An 18,907-nucleotide genomic window follows, 5' to 3' on the forward strand; every position below is an offset into this window, starting at 1 on the left:
TTCGCGGTGGAGACGGCGTTGTTCCGGTTGATGGAGCATCGTGGGGTGCGTCCGGATGTGCTGCTGGGACATTCGGTGGGGGAACTCGTCGCGGCACATGTGTCCGGTGTGCTGTCCCTGGAGGACGCGGGGCGGCTGGTCGCGGCGCGGGGCCGGCTGATGGAGGCCGCGCGCGACGACGGAGCGATGCTCGCGGTCCGGGCCACCGAGGCAGACGTCCTCGGACTGCTGGCCGGCTTCGCAGACCGGGTAGATGTCGCGGCAGTCAACGGACCGGGCGCTGTGGTGGTGTCCGGGGATGCGGATGCGGTGGAGGAGTTCGGTGGTCTGGTTCGGGAACGTGGGTGGAAGTCGAAGCGGCTGGCGGTCAGTCACGCGTTTCACTCCGCGCATATGGATGAGGTGCTGGAGGAGTTCACCGCGGTCGCTTCGACACTGACCTTCGGACTGCCAACGGTTCCGGTCGTGTCGAATGTGACCGGCCGGGTCGCGACGGGTGAGGAGCTGGCGGATCCGGGTTACTGGGCCCGGCACATCCGTGGCACCGTCCGTTTCCACGACGGGCTGACCACCCTCGCCGCCCAGGGCGTCAGCACCTACCTCGAACTGGGACCGGACCCGGTCCTGACCGCCATGGTCCAAGAAGTACTGGAGACGGGCCAGGGCACCGCGGTCGCTGTTCTGCGTGGGGGCAGGGACGAGGAGCGTTCCGTGCTGGGCGCCCTGGCCACCGCCCACACCGCGGGCACCAAGATCGACTTCACCTCGTTCCTGCAGGACGGTCACCGCGTTCCGCTGCCCACCTACGCCTTCCAGCGCAAACGCCACTGGATCGACACCCCCGACAGTGCCCCGGCGGAGGACCGGGCGAGCGAACCCACCGGGGCGACCCCCGAAAACGAAGAGCTTGACGGCTGGGCCGCGAAACTGCGTGCGCTGGCGGGCGCTCAGGGTGACCGGATCCGCGCCGGCATGCTGGCCGCGCTGGTGTGCAGGCACACGGTGGAGATTCTGGGATACGCGGCGGTGGATGAGGTCGACCCGGCGCTGTCGTTCAAGGATCTGGGCTACAACTCCCTGACCTCGGTCGAGCTGCGCAGTCGCCTGGCCGGCGACCTCGACCTCGCGCTGTCTCCCGCGATCGTCTTCGACTTCCCGACGCCCAACGCCCTCGCCGAGCACATCGTCCGGGACCTGCTGGTGATACCGGAGCTTCCGGTGCCCGCGACCGTACCCGCAGAAGGCACGTCCGGTGTGCCGTTCGTTGGTGGTGGTGACGGTGATGAGGGTGCTTTGGCTGTGGTTGGTATGGCTTGTCGGTATCCGGGTGGGGTGTCTTCGCCGGAGGAGTTGTGGGGGTTGGTGTCGGGTGGTGTCGACGCGATTGGTGTGCTGCCTGAGGACCGTGGCTGGGATGTGGAGGGGATTTATGATCCCGAGCGCGGTGTGAGTGGGAAGACGTATGCCCGTCATGGCGGGTTTCTTTACGACGCCGCGGAGTTCGATGCGGAGTTCTTTGGGATCAGTCCGCGTGAGGCGGCGGCGATGGATCCGCAGCAGCGGTTGCTGCTGGAGACGTCGTGGGAGGCGTTGGAGCGGGCGGGTATTGATCCGCAGGTGTTGCGGGGGAGTGATACGGGTGTGTTCGCGGGTGTGATGCAGCAGGATTACGGTCCGCGGTTGCATGAGCCGGCGGAGGGGTTCGAGGGGTATCTGCTGACCGGTGGGTCGTCGAGTGTGGCCTCGGGGCGGATTTCGTACACGTTGGGCCTGGAGGGTCCGGCGGTGACGGTGGACACGGCTTGTTCGTCGTCGTTGGTGGCGTTGCACTTGGCGGCGCGGGCGTTGCGTGGGGGTGAGTGCTCGCTGGCGTTGGCCGGTGGGGCGGCGGTGATGGCGACGCCGGGCATGTTCGTGGAGTTCTCGCGGCAGCAGGGTCTGGCTCCTGACGGGCGGTGCAAGGCGTTCTCCGACTCGGCTGATGGGACCGGCTGGGCGGAGGGTGCGGGTCTGGTTGTTCTGGAGCGGTTGTCGGATGCCCGGCGCAACGGTCACCAGATCCTGGCGGTACTGCGGGGCAGTGCTGTCAATCAGGATGGTGCGTCCAATGGTCTGACCGCGCCGAACGGTCCGTCGCAGCAGCGTGTGGTGCGTCAGGCGCTGGCCGATGCCCGTCTCACGCCTGCGGATGTGGATGCGGTGGAGGCGCACGGCACAGGGACGAAGCTCGGCGACCCGATCGAGGCCCAGGCATTGATCGCCACCTATGGTCAGGAGCACACCGCTGAGCAGCCGTTGTGGCTCGGCTCGCTGAAGTCCAACATCGGGCACGCCCAGGCAGCCGCCGGGGTCGGCGGCGTCATCAAGATGGTGATGGCGATGCGCCACGGCGTACTGCCGCGCACCCTGCATGTGGACGAGCCGACCTCCCACGTCGACTGGTCGGCCGGCGCGGTATCACTACTCGCACAGGAGCAGACCTGGCCCGACTCCGGACGCCCACGCAGAGCAGCCGTCTCCTCCTTCGGCATCAGCGGAACCAACGCACACATCATCCTGGAGCAGGCCCCTGCGGCTGATCCACACCCCGCGACCGATGAATCCGACGGCCTGGATACCGACCCTGCCCCCTGGCTGCTGTCGGCGCGCACAGAGGAAGCGCTGCGCGAACAGGCCGCACAACTAAGGGAGTTCGCGGACGCACGGCCGGACCTCGACTTTGCTGCCGTCGCACGCACGCTGGCCGCCAGGTCCCCCTTCGAGCGGCGCGCGGCCGTCGTGGGCAGCGGACGGGACGCCCTGCTGGAATCCCTCGCGTGCCTCGCCTCCGGCGACACCGCTGATGGGCTCCTCGCGGAAACCGGCAGCACGGAGGGCGTCACCTTCGTCTTCCCGGGAGTGGTTCCCGACGGCTCCGAGTGGGTCGATGGGGTGGCAGAAATCGCCTCAGAAGTACCGGAGTTCGCTGCCCACCTCGATGAGTGCGGCACCGCGCTCGCCCATCACGTCGACTGGGATCTGCGCGCGGTCCTGAGCAGCGCCCCGGACGCCCCGTCCCCGGCCGACGCCGGGGTGGGCCGGGCTGTTCTGTGGGCCGTGGGCGTGGCGTCGGCCGCGCTCTGGTGGTCCCTGGGTGTGCTGCCCGACGCGGTCGTGGGCCGCGGCGTCGGGGAGCTCGCGGCCGCCTGCGCGGCCGGTGTGGTGAGCCTGCCCGACGCCGCCCGTGTCGTGACCGTCCCGGACGACGAGGCCGAGGCCCGAGCACTGCTCGCGGACCTGCGCCCAGGGCAGGCCGCGATCCCGGTGTACGGCGCCGCGGGCCGCCTTGACACCGGGCAGGCGCCGACCGCCGCGTACTGGCTGGAGTGCCTGCGGTACGGCACTGCCTGCGCCCCCGGAGATGCCACACAGGCCGAAGACCTTCTGCGGGAGGTGCCGGGCGGCTCCGGTGCGGCCGTCGTCGAGTGCGGTCCGTTGGGGACAGGCGGCGGACGGGGTGCCGCGCTCGCGCGACTACGCACGTCAGCAGCCAGGTTGTACACCCAGGGGCAGAACCTCGACTGGGCTGCCCTGTTGCCCGCGGGTGACCAGCTGGAGCTGCCGACGTACCCGTTCCAGCGGCAGCACTTCTGGCTTCGCGAGCGGCGCCCGGCCGGTGGCATGCCCACGGCCGGGCTCGACCCGGCGAACCATCCGCTGCTCGGTGCGGTCATCCCGGTGGCAGAGGGGGACGGCCTGCTGCTCTCCGGCCGGGTCGATCTCCGTACGCACGGCTGGCTCGTCGATCACACGATCGCGGGATCCGTCCTGCTGCCCGGCACGTCGTTCGTCGAGATGGCATTGCGCGCGGGCCGGGAAGTCGGCTGCGAGGTGCTGACCGAACTGACGCTGGAAGCGCCACTTGTCCTGGCGGACGCGCCCGTACGGATCCAGGTCGCCGTCGGCGGGCCGGACACCCAGGGGCGGCGCACGGTGAGCGTCCACTCCCGGATCGAACCGGCCCGGGACGCCGAGCCCGACCCGGCCGACGAAACGTGGACCCGGCACGCCTCGGGCACGCTGGAGCCCGCGACCGGACTGCCGGCCGTGTCCGGGGCGCACTGGCCGCCGCAGGACGCCGAACCCATCGATCCGGACTGGCTGTACGAGACGCTCGCCGCGCAGGGTTACTCGTACGGCCCGGGGTTCCAGGGCGTACGTGCCGCCTGGCGGCGCGGCAACGAGAGCTTCGCCGAAGTCGACCTCGTTGACGACATGCATCCGACAGATGAGGGCACCTTCGGAATCCACCCCGCGCTCCTCGACGCGGCGCTCCACGCGGGACTCGCTCCCGCTGCGGACGCCGACGGTGCCACGATCGGGCAGGCCCGCCCCCGGCTGCCGTTCATCTGGTCCGGCGTCCGGCTGGGCGCACCCGCGACCCGCTCCGTACGCGTCCACCTGTCGGCGAACACGCCTGACACCCTCGCCCTGGACGTCACGGACACGGACGGCGAGCTCGTGGCGCGCGTCGAGTCGCTGGTGCTCCGGCAGGTGTCCGGCGACGCGCTGCTCCCGGGGGCCGGGGTCCGATCGCTGTACGCCCTCGACTGGGAGCAGGTCTCCGAGGAGACGCGGCAGGAGGATGCCGACGGGGACACGGGCACCACGGCCGTGGTCGTCGGCGCCGACAACTCCCTCCGAGCCCGCCTCCTCACGACGCTCGACACCGCGGCCCGGTCCACGGCGGTCCACTCCGACCTGGCCGCGCTCCTGGCCGCCATGCAGGAGGGGCAGCCCGCCCCGGATCGGGTGTACCTCGTCGCGCACTCGGCCCAGGACCCGCACGACGTGCCCGCGCGGCTGCGGCAGCTGACCCATCAGGTTCTCGGTGAACTCCAGCTGTGGTCCGCGACACCGGAGTTCAGCCGTACCCGTCTCACCGTCATCACTTCCGGCGCGGTCGCCCCGCACCACGGTGACGACGTCACCGACCTGGCCGGCGCCGCCGTCTGGGGGCTGCTGCGCACCGCCCAGACCGAGCAGCCCGGACGGATCGCGCTGCTCGACGTGGGTGCGGCCGACGAGCCGTCCCCGGCATGGCAGCGCGCGCTTCTCGACGCCGCGCCACAACTCGCCCTGCACGACGGCGTGCTGCTCCGACCCCTGTTGGTCCGGGCGCGCGCCGCCGACGAGGCCGGGGCACCGGAACTCGACCCCGACGGCACGGTGCTGATCACCGGGGCTTCCGGCACCCTGGGCGGCCTCTTCGCCCGGCACCTTGCCACGCGGTACGGCGCCCGCCGTCTGCTGCTCGCCAGCCGCAGGGGCGCGCAGGCGGACGGGGCCGCCGAGCTCGCGGAGTCCCTCGCCGCAGCGGGCGCAGAGGCGGTCTTCGCCGCCTGCGACGTCGCGGACCGGGACGCGGTCGGTGCTCTCCTGGCCTCCATCCCCGCAGCGCATCCGCTGACCGCGGTCGTGCACACGGCGGGGATCCTCGATGACGGCACGCTGGCCTCGCTGACGCCGGACCGGTTCGACTCCGTACTCGCGCCCAAGGCCGACGGGGCCTGGCATCTGCACGAGCTGACCCGGGACGCCGACCTCGCCGCGTTCGTTCTGTTCTCTTCTGTCACCGCCACTCTCGGCAACCCGGGACAGGCCAACTACACGGCCGCGAACGGCTTCCTGGACGCTCTCGCCCAGCACCGCGCCGCCCACGGGCTGCCCGCCGTCTCGCTCGGCTGGGGACTGTGGGGTGAGGCCAGCGGACTCACCGGACACCTCGACCGGGCGGACCTGGCCCGGATGACCCGCGGCGGTATCGCCCCGATGGAGACCGCGCAGGGCCTCGACCTCTTCGACGCCGCGTTCGCCGCCGGCCGGCCCTCGCTCGTCCCTGCCCGCATCGACCTCGCCGCGCTGAGCGCGGACGCGGGCAGCGGCCGGCTGCCCGCCGTGCTGACCGGACTGGTGCGGACCCCGGCCCGCGCGCGGCGCGGCGCGTCGCACACCCCCGACGGCGAGTGGGCGCAGCGGATCGGTGCCCTGGCCGAGCCCGAGCGGCGCGCAGCCGTCGGACCCATGGTGTTCGCACAGGTCGCCACGGTTCTCGGCCATGACACCCCCGGCCGGATCGACGAGAACCGGCCGTTCCGCGAGGCCGGTTTCGACTCCCTCGCCTCGGTCGAACTGCGCAACCGGCTGGGCGCGGAGACCGGCCTCACCATCTCCCCGACGCTGGTCTTCGACTATCCGACGCCGGGCGCCGTCATCGATCACCTGGTCGAGCTGGCTGCGGGAACCGACACCGCAGAGGCCGAAGCCGCAGCGATCGTCCCGTCCGGCCGGGAACTCATCGACGACCCCATCGCGATCGTGGGCATGGGCTGCCGCTACCCCGGGGCCGTCGCCACACCGGAGGACCTGTGGCGGTTGGTGCGTGATGGGGTCGACGCCGTCGACGGGTTCCCCGCCTCCCGTGACTGGAACGTCGCCGACCTCTATGACCCCGACCCCGACCGGATCGGGCGCACGTACTCCAAGGACGGTGGATTCCTCTACGACGCGGACGAGTTCGACGCCGAGTTCTTCGGGATCAGCCCGCGCGAGGCCGCCGCCATGGACCCGCAGCAGCGGCTGCTCCTGGAAACCTCGTGGGAGGCGCTGGAACGGGCGGGCATCGACCCGCAGCCCCTGCGGTCCAGCAGGTCCGGGGTCTTCGTCGGTGTCATGTACAACGACTACGCGTCCCGGCTGCAGCCGGCGCCCGAGGGATACGAAGGACACCTCGGCAACGGCAGCATGGGCAGCGTCGCCTCCGGGCGCATCGCGTACACCCTCGGCCTCGAAGGTCCGGCCGTCACGGTGGACACGGCGTGCTCGTCGTCGCTGGTCGCCCTGCACCTGGCGGCGCAGGCGCTGCGGCAGGGCGAGTGCACCCTGGCCCTGGCGGGCGGCGTCACGGTGATGTCGACGCCCACCACGTTCATCGAGTTCAGCCGCCAGCGGGCGCTGTCGCCCGACGGCCGCTGCAAGGCGTTCTCCGAGTCCGCCGACGGCACCGGCTGGGCCGAAGGCGTCGGCATGCTCGTCCTGGAGCGGCTCTCGGACGCGCGGCGCAACGGCCACGACGTACTCGCCGTCATCCGGGGCAGCGCCGTCAACCAGGACGGCGCCTCCAACGGCCTCACCGCGCCGAACGGCCCCGCCCAGCAGCGCGTCATCCGCCAGGCCCTCGCCAACTCCGGACTGACCGGCGCCGACGTGGACGCCGTCGAGGCGCACGGCACGGGGACGAAGCTGGGCGACCCGATCGAGGCACAGGCACTGATCGCCACGTACGGTCAGGGCCGCACGGCTGAAAACCCCTTGTGGCTGGGCTCGTTGAAGTCCAACATCGGGCACTCGCAGGCGGCTGCCGGGGTCGGCGGCGTCATCAAGATGGTGATGGCGATGCGCCACGGCGTGCTGCCGCGCACGCTGCACGTCGATGGGCCCACCTCCCACGTCGACTGGTCGGCGGGTGCGGTGTCGCTGCTCACAGAGGAGCAGGACTGGCCGGAGGCGGCAGAGCGTCCGCGCCGCGCCGCCGTCTCCTCCTTCGGTATCAGCGGAACCAACGCGCACATCGTCCTGGAGGGTGCCGCCCCCGCATCCGACCGGCCCGTCGCCGCGCACACCGTGCCGTACGACGGCCCGCTGCCGTGGGCGCTCAGCGCCCGATCCGACGAGGCGCTGCGCGGACAGGCCACACGTCTGCTGGAGTTCGCCTCCGGCGACACGGCCCCGAGCCCCGAGGACATCGCACTGTCCCTCGCCACCACCCGTACCGCCTTCGACCACAGTGCCGTGGTCCTGGGCGCCACCCGAGACGAACTGCTCGACGGCCTCGGCGCGCTCGCCGCAGGAGCGGATTCGCCGCACCTGCTGCGCGCCCGGCCCGCCCCCGCGGGACAACTGGCGGTTCTGTTCACCGGTCAGGGTGCTCAGCGGGTGGGTATGGGCCGCGAGTTGTATGTGGGTGAGCCGGTGTTCGCGGAGGCGTTCGATGCGGTGTGTGGGGTGGTGGATCCGTATCTGGCGGTGCCGTTGAGGGATGTGGTGTTCGGCGGGGGTCCGGAGGGGTTGCTGGATCGGACGCAGTACACGCAGGTGGCGTTGTTCGCGGTGGAGACGGCGTTGTTCCGGTTGATGGAGCATCGTGGGGTGCGTCCGGATGTGCTGCTGGGGCATTCGGTGGGGGAGCTGGTGGCAGCGCATGTGTCCGGTGTGCTGTCGCTGGAGGATGCGGGGCGTTTGGTGGCGGCGCGGGGCCGGCTGATGGAGGCCGCGCGGGATGACGGGGCGATGCTCGCGGTCCGTGCCACCGAGGCGGATGTTCTCGGGCTGCTGGCCGGCTTCGCAGGGCGGGTGGATGTGGCGGCGGTCAACGGACCGGGCGCCGTGGTGGTGTCCGGGGATGCGGATGCGGTGGAGGAGTTCGGCGGTCTGGTCCGGGAACGTGGGTGGAAGTCGAAGCGGCTGGCGGTAAGTCACGCGTTTCACTCCGCGCATATGGATGAGGTGCTGGAGGAGTTCACCGCGGTCGCTTCGTCACTGACCTTCGGAGCGCCGACGGTTCCGGTTGTGTCGAATGTGACGGGCCGGGTCGCGACGGGTGAGGAGCTCGCGGATCCGGGTTACTGGGCCCGGCACATCCGTGGCACCGTCCGCTTCCACGACGGGCTGACCACCCTCGCCGCCCAAGGCGTCAGCACCTACCTCGAACTGGGACCGGACCCCGTCCTGACCGCCATGGTCCAAGAAGCCCTGCCCGCACCCGACCTGACCGCGGTCGCTGTTCTGCGCGCGGGGCGGCCCGAATACGGCACAGCCGGTGCCGCGTTCGCCGCCGCACACCAGCACGGGCCCGTGGCCCTCGCGGTGTCGGGCGGCGCCCCCGCAGACTGGCCACAGCGGCTCGCGCAGCACGGCGCCCGGACCGTGAAGCTGCCCACGTACGCATTCCAGCGCAGCCGCTACTGGCTGCGGCCGGGCACCGCGGCGGCCGACATCCCGGCAGCCGGTCAGGACCCGGCGGGCCACCCGCTCCTCGGAGCCCGGGTGCCGCTCGCCGACGGCGCCGGAGTGCTGTTCACCGCCCGGCTCTCGGCCGCCGAACACCCCTGGCTCGCCGATCACTTGGTCGCGGGCCGGACCGTGCTGCCGGGCGCCGCACTCGCCGATCTCGCCGTGCACGTCGGCGACCACCTCGGCTGCGGCCGTATCGAGGACCTCACCCTCCAGGCACCGCTGGTGCTGCCCGACGACGCGACCCTGCGCCTCCAGCTGTCCGCCGGCCCCGCCGACGGGGAGGGCCGCCACCCCTTCACCGTGCACTCCTGCCCGGACGACGGCGCCGACGCGGCGCCCGAGGACTGGACCCGGCACGCCACCGGTACGCTCGCCGCGGCCGGACCCGCGCCGCAGGCGATCGGCGAGGCGTGGCCGCCGCCCGGCGCCGAGCCCCTCGACCTCGACGAACTGACGGTGCGCCTGGTGGCCGCCGGACTCGACTACGGCCCGGCGTTCGAGGGCTTGACGGCCGCCTGGCGCCTCGACGGCGCGCTGTACGCCGAGGTCACGCTGCCCGACGCCGCACCCCCGGCCACGGGCTTCGGTATCCACCCGGCCCTTCTCGACTCCGCGTTGCGCCCGCTCGCCCTCGGCGCGCGGGGCCCCGGCGGCGGTGAAGGACAGGACACGGCCCACATCCCCTTCTCCTGGAGCGGCCTGACGCTGTACGCCACCGACGCCACCGCGCTCCGGGTCCGGATCACTCCCGGCGACGGCGACACCTCCGTCGTGCTGGACCTCTTCGACCCCTCCGGAGCACCCGTCGCCCGCGTCGACAGCCTCGCGCTGCGCGCCCTGCCCGCCGCGGAGCAGAAACCGGCCGAACCGGGCACCGGCCTGCTCCGGCTGGGCTGGGTCCCGGCGGGCCCGGCCGCCACGGCCGCGGCCGCGCCGCGCTGGGCGGTCCTGGACAGCGCCGCCCAACTGCCGCTGCCCGTCCCCGGTACGGTCCCCGGCGCCGGCTCGACCACGTCGTATCCGGCGCTCGACGCCGTCTCCTCGGCCGCCAAGGACCCCGCCACCGCTCCGGATCTGCTGCTCGCCCAGGTGCCTCGGAGCAGCGCCGGGCAGGCCGGGTCCGTCGCGGCCGCCGCCCACCGCGCGGTCACCGACACCCTCGAACTGCTGCAGGAGTGGGCCGGACACGACGGACTCGCGGATCTTCCGCTGGTGCTGCTCGTCACGGGCACCGCCGCCGTCCTGCCGGACGAGAGTCCCGACCCCGCCCACGCGGCCGTGGCCGGACTCCTGCGCACCGCACAGGCGGAGTACCCCGGCCGCATCGTCGTGGTCGACACCGACGGCACCGCCGCCTCGGCCCACGCCCTGGCGGCAGCCACCGCCTACGCCCGCTCCGAGCGCGAACCCACCGTCGCCCTGCGCGCCGGACAGGCGTACGTGCCCCGGCTGACCCCTGCCGAGCCGGGCCACGACCGGGCGGCGGGACCGCTCGACCCGGAAGGGACCGTGCTGCTGACCGGGGCGACCGGACTGCTCGGTGGTCTCGTGGCCCGTCACCTCGTCACCGCGCACGGCGCCCGCCACCTGCTGCTGGTCAGCAGGCGAGGCCCCGACGCGCCTGGAGCGGCCGCGCTGGTCGATTCCCTGGCCGCGCTGGGGGCGACGGCCCGGATCGCCGCCTGCGACACCGCCGACCGGTCCGCGCTGGCCGCCCTGCTCGACACCGTGCCCGCCGCGCACCCGCTGACCGCGGTCGTGCACACCGCGGGCGTCCTGGACGACGGTGTCCTCAGTGGTCTCACCCCCGCCCGGATGGCCGCCGTACTCCGGCCCAAGGCTGATGCGGCCTGGCATCTGCACGAGCTGACCCGCGACAGCGGCCTCGCCGCGTTCGTCCTGTTCTCCTCGGTCGCCGCCACCATCGGTACGCCAGGACAGGCCAACTACGCGGCGGCCAACGCCTTCCTGGACGCCCTCGCACAGCACCGCAGGACCGCCGGACTGCCCGCCCTGTCCATCGGCTGGGGGCTGTGGGGCGGCGGAGGCATGGGCGAGGAGCTCAAGCAGAGCGACCTGGCCCGGCTCGCCCGCTCCGGTATCACCCCGATGACCGCGGCTCACGCCCTGGCGCTGCTCGACACCGCGCTCGCCGGATCCGACTCCGCGCCAGTCGCCACCGGCCTCGACCGGCCCGCGCTGCGCCGCCAGGCCGGCGGGGGCGAACTGGCCTCGCTGATGCGCGCCCTGGTCAAGGCGCCCGCCCGTCGCGCCGTCGCCCGCGCCGAAGGCCCCGGCGCCGTGGCGGCGCTGACCGACCGGCTGGCGTCCCTGGGGACCGACGAGCGGCGGGCGGCCCTGCTCGACATCGTCGTCACCCAGATCGCGCAGGTCCTCGGGCACGCCGACAGCCGGGGCGTCAACGCGGAACGCGGTTTCCAGGAGCTCGGGTTCGACTCCCTGACCGCGGTGGAGCTGCGCAACAGGCTCGGGGCGGCCACCGGGCTGCGACTGTCGGCGACCCTCGCGTTCGACTACCCGTCCGCCGCGGCGCTCGCTGCCGAACTCGCCGACCGGATCGCCCCGGCGCCGACCGGCGGGCCCGCCACGCTGAGCGCCGATCTCGACCGGCTGGAAGCCCTGCTGGCCAGAGACGGCGGGGCCCCGGAGCACGCGGGGATCGGCGGCAGGATCGCCGCACTGCTACGGACCTGGCAGGCCGCCCAGGCGGCCGCCGCACCCGATGACGGCGAGGACCTCGACGCCGCCACCGATGACGAACTGTTCGCCGCGCTCGACGGCGAACTCGGCTCGCTCAACTGACCGGCCGAGCCGTACCGAAGGAGAAGCACCACAGATGCGACCGGTGACGGACCGCAAGATGCGAACGGAAGAGGTATGCGTGTGAGTACCTGGCGCGGAAACCCCTGGGTGGTGCTGACCACTCTCGCCCTCGGGTTCTACATGACCCTGCTGGACTTGACCATCGTGAACGTGGCGATGCCCGACATCATGTCGGACCTGGGCGCATCGCTCGACCAGGCACTGTGGACGGTCAGTGCCTACGCCCTGGTCCTGGCCGTCCTCCTGATCACGGCGGGCCGGCTCGGCGACCTGTACGGGCCGCGGTCCCTCTTCCTGGCCGGAGTCATCGTCTTCACCCTGGCCAGCGTCGTGTGCGGGCTGGCCCAGAACCCGGCCGAACTCATCGCCACCCGCGCGGTGCAGGGCCTCGGCGCCGCCCTGATGGGCCCACAGACCATGGCCATGATCGTCTCCGTCTTCCCGGCCGAGCGGCGAGGCGCTGCCATGGGCGTGTGGGGTTCGGTCGCCGGCGTCGCCACGATCTCCGGGCCCACGCTGGGCGGACTCCTGGTCAGTGCGGCGGGCTGGCGGTGGATCTTCTTCGTCAACCTGCCGGTCGGGCTCGCCGTCCTGGTCCTGACGCTGCTCTTCGTGCCTGACATCCGCACCGGCCGCGCCCACCGCTTCGACATCAACGGGGTACTGCTGGCGAGCGGGGCTCTGCTCGCGCTCTGCTTCGGCCTGCAGGAGGGCCAGCGCTACCACTGGAACGGCATGATCTATCTCTGTATCGGAGCCGGTGTCGTCCTCGCCGCCGCGTTCCTCCTGCACCAGCGCAGCATGCAGGACAAGGAACCCCTGCTCCCGTTCGCGGTTTTCCGCAACCGGAACTTCACCCTGATGTCCGTGATCGCGGGCCTCATCGCGATGTCCATGCTGGGCCTGGTCCTCCCCTTCAACCTGTATCTCCAGTCGGACCTGGGAATGAGCGCGATGCGTGCGGGTCTCACCCTGGCACCGTCACCGCTGGTGTCCATGGCCGTGGCCCCGTTCGCCGGCCGGATGTCGGACCGGATCGGCGGCAAGTACGTCCTGATGTTCGGCCTCGTGATGTACGGCACCGGCATCGCCCTGGTGAGCCGTCTCGCCGGCTCGGACAGCGACTGGTACACCTTCACACCCGCGCTGCTCGTCACCGGTCTCGGCACCGGATGCCTCCTCGCGCCCCTGGCCGCCGAGGCGATGCGCGGCGTCAAGCCCCAGCTCGCCGGTGCGGCCAGTGGCGTCAACAACACGATGCGGCAGCTCGGTTCGGTCATCGGTTCGGCCGCGATCGGCGCCCTCATGCAGCACCAGCTGATCTCCCAGGTCCACTCCGGCGCCGTGGACCGCGCCAGCGGGCTGCCCGACGGCGTACGGTCCACGTTCGTCTCGTCGTTCGCCGCCGAGGACGCACGTGCCTCGGGCGCCCGGCACGTCGCGGCCGCCGTGCCGCACGACGTGGCGGCGACCGCCGAGAAGCTGGCCCGGCAGGTGTATGGCGACGGCTACCTCGCCATGCTGCACACCACGACGCTGCTGCCGATCTGCGCGCTGGCCGTCGGCGTGGTGGCCGCGCTCGCCGCGACCTCCCACACACGGCGGGCCGCCGCTCCGCAGAAGCCCGCCGCGACTGTTCCGGCGGACGCCACAACCGGCAGCTGACCGGCACGACAGAGACCGACAGAGGCTGACAGAGACCGATAGAGACCGATAGAGGGCCGCCCCGGACGGGAGTCCGGGGCGGCCCTCTATTTCAGTGCCTTACGTCGAGGAGCTGTTCACCACTTGACGGGCAGATGGGCCAGGCCCCCGGTGAGGGTGTCGTCGCGGAACTCCAGTTCGTTCGGGTCACCCGCCAGCTGCAGGTTCGGGAAACGCTGGAACAGCGTCGAGAACACGATCTGCAGCTCCACACGGGCCAGGCTGGCGCCGATGCAGAAACGCGGGCCGTGCCCGAACGCGAGATGCTGCGAGATGTCCCGGTTGATATTGAAGACATCCGGGTCGTCGAACATCTGCGGGTCCCGGTTGGCGGCCGTGAACGGCAGCAGGATCAGATCGCCCGCCGGAATCGTCATGCCGCCGACCTCGATGTCCTGGTGGGCGTAGCGCGGCAGCACGTCCTGGGTGGAGGGCGCCGCCGCCCGCAGGATCTCCTCGACCGTGTTCTTGATCAGGCCCTGGGGATCCTTCTGCAGCATCGCCCTCTGATCGGGGTTGGTCAGCAGCAGCAGCGTGCCGATGTCCAGGCGCGTCACCGTGGTCTCGTGCCCGGCGAACAGCAGTGCGGCGCCCAGACCCGCGATCTCGTCCTCGCTGAGGTTCTCCCGCTCCTCGGCCTCGATCAGATCGGAGAAGACATCCTGACCGGGGTTCTTCCGCTTCACCTTGATCAGCTTGTGCATGTAACTCGTCAGCCGGTCCCAGGCAGCCTGCGACCCGGCCCGGTCGTACAGGTTCGTGGCCCCGTTGGAGTAGAGCCGGAACTCCTCGCGGTCGGCGCCGGGAACACCCAGCAGCTGGCAGATGACGAGCACCGGCAGCGGGAACGACAGCGCCTCGTGGAAATCGGCCGGATTCGACCCGGCCTCCATCTTGTTGAAAAGGTCGTTGACGATCTGCTCCACGTCGAGCCGCAGTTGCTCCACCCGGCGCGCCGAGAACGACGGTGCGAACAGGCGCCGCATCCGCGACCGGTTGGCGACCTCGTCCTCCGGTTTGCCGAGCGGACCGCTGATCACCGCGGCGTTCGCGATCCGGGCGGCGCTGTCCGGGTCCGGGTGGGAACGGCCGAGCCGCGGATCGTTGAAGAGCTGCTTGATCTCCTTGTAACGGGTGATCAGCCACCCCTCGTCCCCGGCCGGAGTTCCGACCCGGGCCACCGGATGGCCGGCTCGCAGCTTGTGGAACATGGGAGCGATCGACGTAGCCGGATTCTCCGCATCCCGCTCGAACGGGAGCCGCGGCAATTCCTGGATTGCTGTCACGGTGAGGTACTCCTCCGAAGGTATTGAACGCGTTCCGGCACACTATTCGCGGGTGCTAAAGCTGACTTAAAACATCTGCGGGCCGCACCCCTGGCCCCTTTCCGTTCGGTGGCCGCTTTTGCGTCCCGCAAGCTCATCGAAAGCACCCCGCAAGAGGCTTCACCGATCATGTCCGCACGCCCGACGGACGCTTGGGGAAGAGGACTCCTTCCATGAAAGTCGACAATGTCTTCCTGGCCGGAATCGGCACATTCCTGCCGGAGCGGGTCACCACCGCGCACGCCGTCGCGAACGGCTGGTACGACGAGGAGCTGCGCACCGAGAGCGGAATGATCTCCGTCGGGGTGGCCGGCGAGACACCCGCCCCCGAGATGGCGATCGCCGCCGCCCGTGAGGCCGTCAAGCGCTCCGAGCACACACCCGACGAGTTCGCGGCCCTGCTGCACACCCCCGTGCACCACCAGGGCCCGGAGATCTGGTCCGCCCCGCACTATGTGCTCCACCGGACCCTGGACCGGCCGGTCCCCGCCATGGAGATCCGCCAAGGCTGCCTCGGCATGATCCAGTCGATGCGGCTCGCCGCCCAGTGGCTGAACACGGCCGGCGGCCAGGACGCCGTCCTCGTCACCGCGGGCGACAACTTCTCCACCGCCAACATCGACCGCTGGCGTGTCAGCAGCCACTACCTCCTCGGGGACGGCGGCTCGGCGGCCGTCCTCTCCCGCCGCGACGGCTTCGCCCGGCTGCTGGCCGTCCACTCCGTGTCCTGCCCCGAGGCCGAGATCCTGCACCGTGGCGGCGAACCGCTGTTCCCACCGTCCATAACCGTCGGCCGCCGCCTCGATCTGGAGGAGCGCAGCGACCACATCAGGGCCCAGTGGGCCGCGGGCGTCGCGCCTCCCCTCTTTCACCTCGGCGACCTGGTCACCGAGGTCGTCGACCAGGTCCTCGCCGACAGCGGCCTGCGGATGGACGACATCACCAAGGTCGCCCACAGCGCCGTCGCCCTGGACCAGATCAGATTCGGCTTTCTCGACCCGCTCGGCATCGACGAGGAGCGCGGCACCTGGGGGTTCAACCGGACCCTCGGCCACAGCGCGGGCACCGACCAGATCGCCGGTCTTGAACACCTCCTCGACACCGGTCAGGCCGGACCCGGCGACCGGGTGCTCCTGCTCGCCGCCGCAGTCGGCATGGAGGTCGGCGCCGCTGTCGTGGAGATCCTCGCCGCACCCTGACCTCACCCGCAGCCGTCATCCCACAGAAGGAAGACCCCTCATGACCACCGCCGAAGCCTTTTCCCGGCAGGAGATACGCGAGGCGGTGGCAGCCGTCCTCCGCCTCCCCGCCGACTCCATCGCGGACGACACGAACCTCGTCCAGCTCGGACTCAAATCACTGCACTTGATGCAGCTCATCAACGGATGGAGGCGCGCGGGCCACCCGGTGAAGCTCCGCGACCTCGCCGCCGTACCCACGATCGAGGCCTGGGCGGGCCACCTGGCCGGCCACGCCGCGGCACCGCACTGACAGCAGCACACGCGCGCGAACAGAGGGTGGGAGGCGATCCGTCGCCTCCCACCCTCTGTTCGCGCGGTCTGTACCTCAGGTGTGTGCCGGACCGAACCACGCGGCCGCGGCCTCCTCCAGGCCGGCAGCGTCACTCGTCGGAGAGCCGGCCCACGCCACATGGCCGTCCGGCCGCACCAGCACCGCCTCCGCCACGATCTCCGGCGACGGCTTTACCGCGACCCGCCGCAGCCGGCCCGCCCGGCCGGACACCGTGGCCGGCTCCACTCCGTCCGCCCCGCTCAGATCAAGCAGCAAACCCGTTCCCGGGCTCAGCAGTTCGGGCACACTTGTCGCCCCCTCCGCGCCTTCGAGCGGTACGTGCGGCAGCCGGCGCCCCAGCGGCATCGCGGCGTCCGGCACGTAGCTGACGTCGAGGCCGGTGGACAGCTCCAGCAGATGACGGTTGACGTCCGGGAAGCGCAGCAGCCGCGTCACCAGATCGCGCACCGGCGCCACCCGCCGCGCCGGATGAATCAGCGCCAGCTGGACGTCCGTGGCGGCTGCGGCCCGCTCCCCCTGGGGGCGGCGCTCCGCCTCGTAGGTGTCCAGCAGCCCTTCGGGCCCCCAGCCGAGCAGCCGCGCGGCCAGCTTCCACCCCAGGTTGGCCGCGTCCTGGAAACACAGGTTCAGGCGCAGCCCGGCCAGCGGGTAGAACGTGTGCGCCGCGTCTCCGACCAGGAACACCCTGCCCGCGCGGTAGCGGTCCGCGATCCGGGTCGGCCCGCCGTACCGTTCCACCCAGCGCACGGGCACGTCCGGGAACACCACGCCGTTGATCCGCTCGATGGCTGCCCCCAGCTCGGCGGCGTCCGGCAGGCCGTGACGGTCCGGCAGCTCGGTGTCGAACTCGGCGGTGACAACCCGGGTCACACCGTTGTCCGTCGGCACCGCCGAGTAGATGCCGCCGCCTGGCGAGACCTTCGAGCCGCGGTGAACCTCGGGCAGCTCCTCAAGTGGGACCCCCACATCCGCGACGAGCCCGCAGTTGGACGAGCCCGCGCCCGGGAAGCCGATCCCGGCGAGCTCCCGGACCCGGCTCGACTCGCCGTCCGCGCCCACCAGGTACGAACCCCGCAGGGTGTACTCGCCCTCCGGTCCGCGCACCCGCACGTCGACCCCGGACACGTCCTGATGCGCATCGACAAGCTCGTGCCCGCGCCGTAGTTCGGCGCCCCGTTCCAGGGCCGCCTGTTCCAGCCGGCGCTCGACATGGTGCTGGCCCAGGAGCAGCGCGGGCTGGTGCCGCCCGCGCAGCGCGCTGTCCTCCAGCCAGATCAGCGAGAAGTGCGTGCCCTGGACGGGCTTGCTGTGTTCCAGCAGCTCCTCCAACAGCCCCCGCTGTTGCAGTAGTTCGGCCGCCGACAGGTTGAGAGCCTGTCCCGGCGTGCGCTCGCTGGGCGCGGTCAGCCTGTCGAGCACGACGGTCTCGATGCCCCACAGCCTCAGTTCGTGCGCGAGCATGAGCCCGGCGGGCCCACTGCCCGCGATGATGACTGGACCGGACATGCGCGTATCCCTTCTTGCCCAAGGCCCCGGGCGGGGCATCAGGCGATGCCGAGTTCGTTGTCGATGAGGTTGAAGATCTCGTCGTCCGTGGCGGTGGACAGCTCAGGGGCGTCGCCGCCGGCCCGGCTCTCCTCCAGCAGCCCGAGGAAGTCCTGCAGCCGGGTGACCACACGTCCCACCGCACCCGGCTGCACCTCACCCTCGCCGAGCCGCTCCTGGATCCGGTTCAGCTCGTCCAGCAGCACGGCGAACGGATCCTGCTGCGCGGGCGCCAGCGATTCCTCCAGGTGGGCGGCGAGCGCGTTCGGCGTCGGGTGGTCGAAGATCAGTGTCGGCGTCAGCCGGGAGCCAGTGGCCGCGGTCAGGTGATTACGCAGCTCGTACGCCGACAGCGAGTCGAAGCCGAGCGCGGTGAAGGGCCGCTCCGGATCGACGCCCTGGGCGGACGCGTGTCCGAGCACCGTCGCGACGCTGCCGAGCACCAGCTCCCGCAGTGCATCACGGCGCGCGGCGGGGGACAGCGACGCGAGCCGCTCCGCCGGCGGCGGCCCGTCCGCGCCCGCCCGCCGCACCGCCGCACTGCCCTTGTGCACGGGCCGGGCCTGCGCCAGATGGCTGAGCAGCGGGTCGAGCTGCCCCGACGCCGCCCGGTCCGCCAGCACCGCGGGGTCGACACCGAGGCCCACCGCCAGCGGCTGGCCCAGGGCGAGCGCCGCGTCGAACTGCCTCAGCCCCTCCTCCGGCGACAACGGCACGACCCCGGTCTGCGCCAGCCTCGCGAGAGCCCGCTCGTCGAGTTGTGCGGCCATGCCGTGGGTGGTGTTCCAGAGGCCCCAGGCGAGGGACGTGGCGGGGAGGCCTTGGGTGTGGCGGTGGTGGGCGAGGGCGTCGAGGAAGGTGTTGGCGGCGGCGTAGTTGGCTTGGCCGGGGTTGCCGAGGAG

Annotated in this window: 7 protein-coding genes; 4 read left to right on the forward strand and 3 right to left on the reverse strand. The window is 71.8% G+C overall.

What is annotated here, in order from left to right; all coding sequences use genetic code 11:
* Together ACZ601_RS38815 and ACZ601_RS38820 are read left to right on the forward strand one after the other, a co-directional pair.
* Nucleotides 1-11,877, forward strand: an 11,877-nt coding sequence (locus tag ACZ601_RS38815; protein ID WP_469546899.1) for an SDR family NAD(P)-dependent oxidoreductase, incomplete at its 5' end; no start/stop codon positions are given.
* A 75-nt stretch (nt 11,878-11,952) separates the two neighbouring features.
* Nucleotides 11,953-13,563: a DHA2 family efflux MFS transporter permease subunit gene (locus ACZ601_RS38820; RefSeq protein WP_469546902.1), complete on the forward strand. Its 1,611-nt coding sequence runs from the start codon at nt 11,953-11,955 to the stop codon at nt 13,561-13,563.
* A gap of 116 nt (nt 13,564-13,679) precedes the next feature.
* Here ACZ601_RS38820 and ACZ601_RS38825 read toward each other — a convergent pair whose 3' ends face one another.
* A complete protein-coding gene (locus ACZ601_RS38825) occupies nt 13,680-14,888 on the reverse strand; it encodes a cytochrome P450 (protein ID WP_469546905.1) in 1,209 nt (402 codons plus the stop codon).
* A 212-nt stretch (nt 14,889-15,100) separates the two neighbouring features.
* On the opposite strand from ACZ601_RS38825, the gene ACZ601_RS38830 reads away from it, so the two are divergent.
* The gene (locus ACZ601_RS38830; protein ID WP_469546909.1) at nt 15,101-16,126 is read left to right on the forward strand and encodes a ketoacyl-ACP synthase III family protein; all 1,026 of its coding nucleotides are present in this window, start codon (nt 15,101-15,103) and stop codon (nt 16,124-16,126) included.
* Between the two features lie 40 nt (nt 16,127-16,166).
* Nucleotides 16,167-16,418: a phosphopantetheine-binding protein gene (locus ACZ601_RS38835; RefSeq protein WP_469546911.1), complete on the forward strand. Its 252-nt coding sequence runs from the start codon at nt 16,167-16,169 to the stop codon at nt 16,416-16,418.
* Between the two features lie 75 nt (nt 16,419-16,493).
* On the opposite strand, the gene ACZ601_RS38840 is transcribed toward ACZ601_RS38835, so the two are convergent.
* On the reverse strand, nt 16,494-17,966 hold the full coding sequence (locus ACZ601_RS38840) for an FAD-dependent monooxygenase (RefSeq protein WP_469546912.1): 1,473 nt from the start codon (nt 17,964-17,966) through the stop codon (nt 16,494-16,496).
* Nucleotides 17,967-18,004: 38 nt separating this feature from the next.
* A partial coding sequence (locus tag ACZ601_RS38845) for an acyl carrier protein (protein ID WP_469546915.1) occupies nt 18,005-18,907 on the reverse strand: 903 nt, incomplete at its 5' end.

This window comes from Streptomyces sp. NPDC104307, assembly GCF_055584045.1.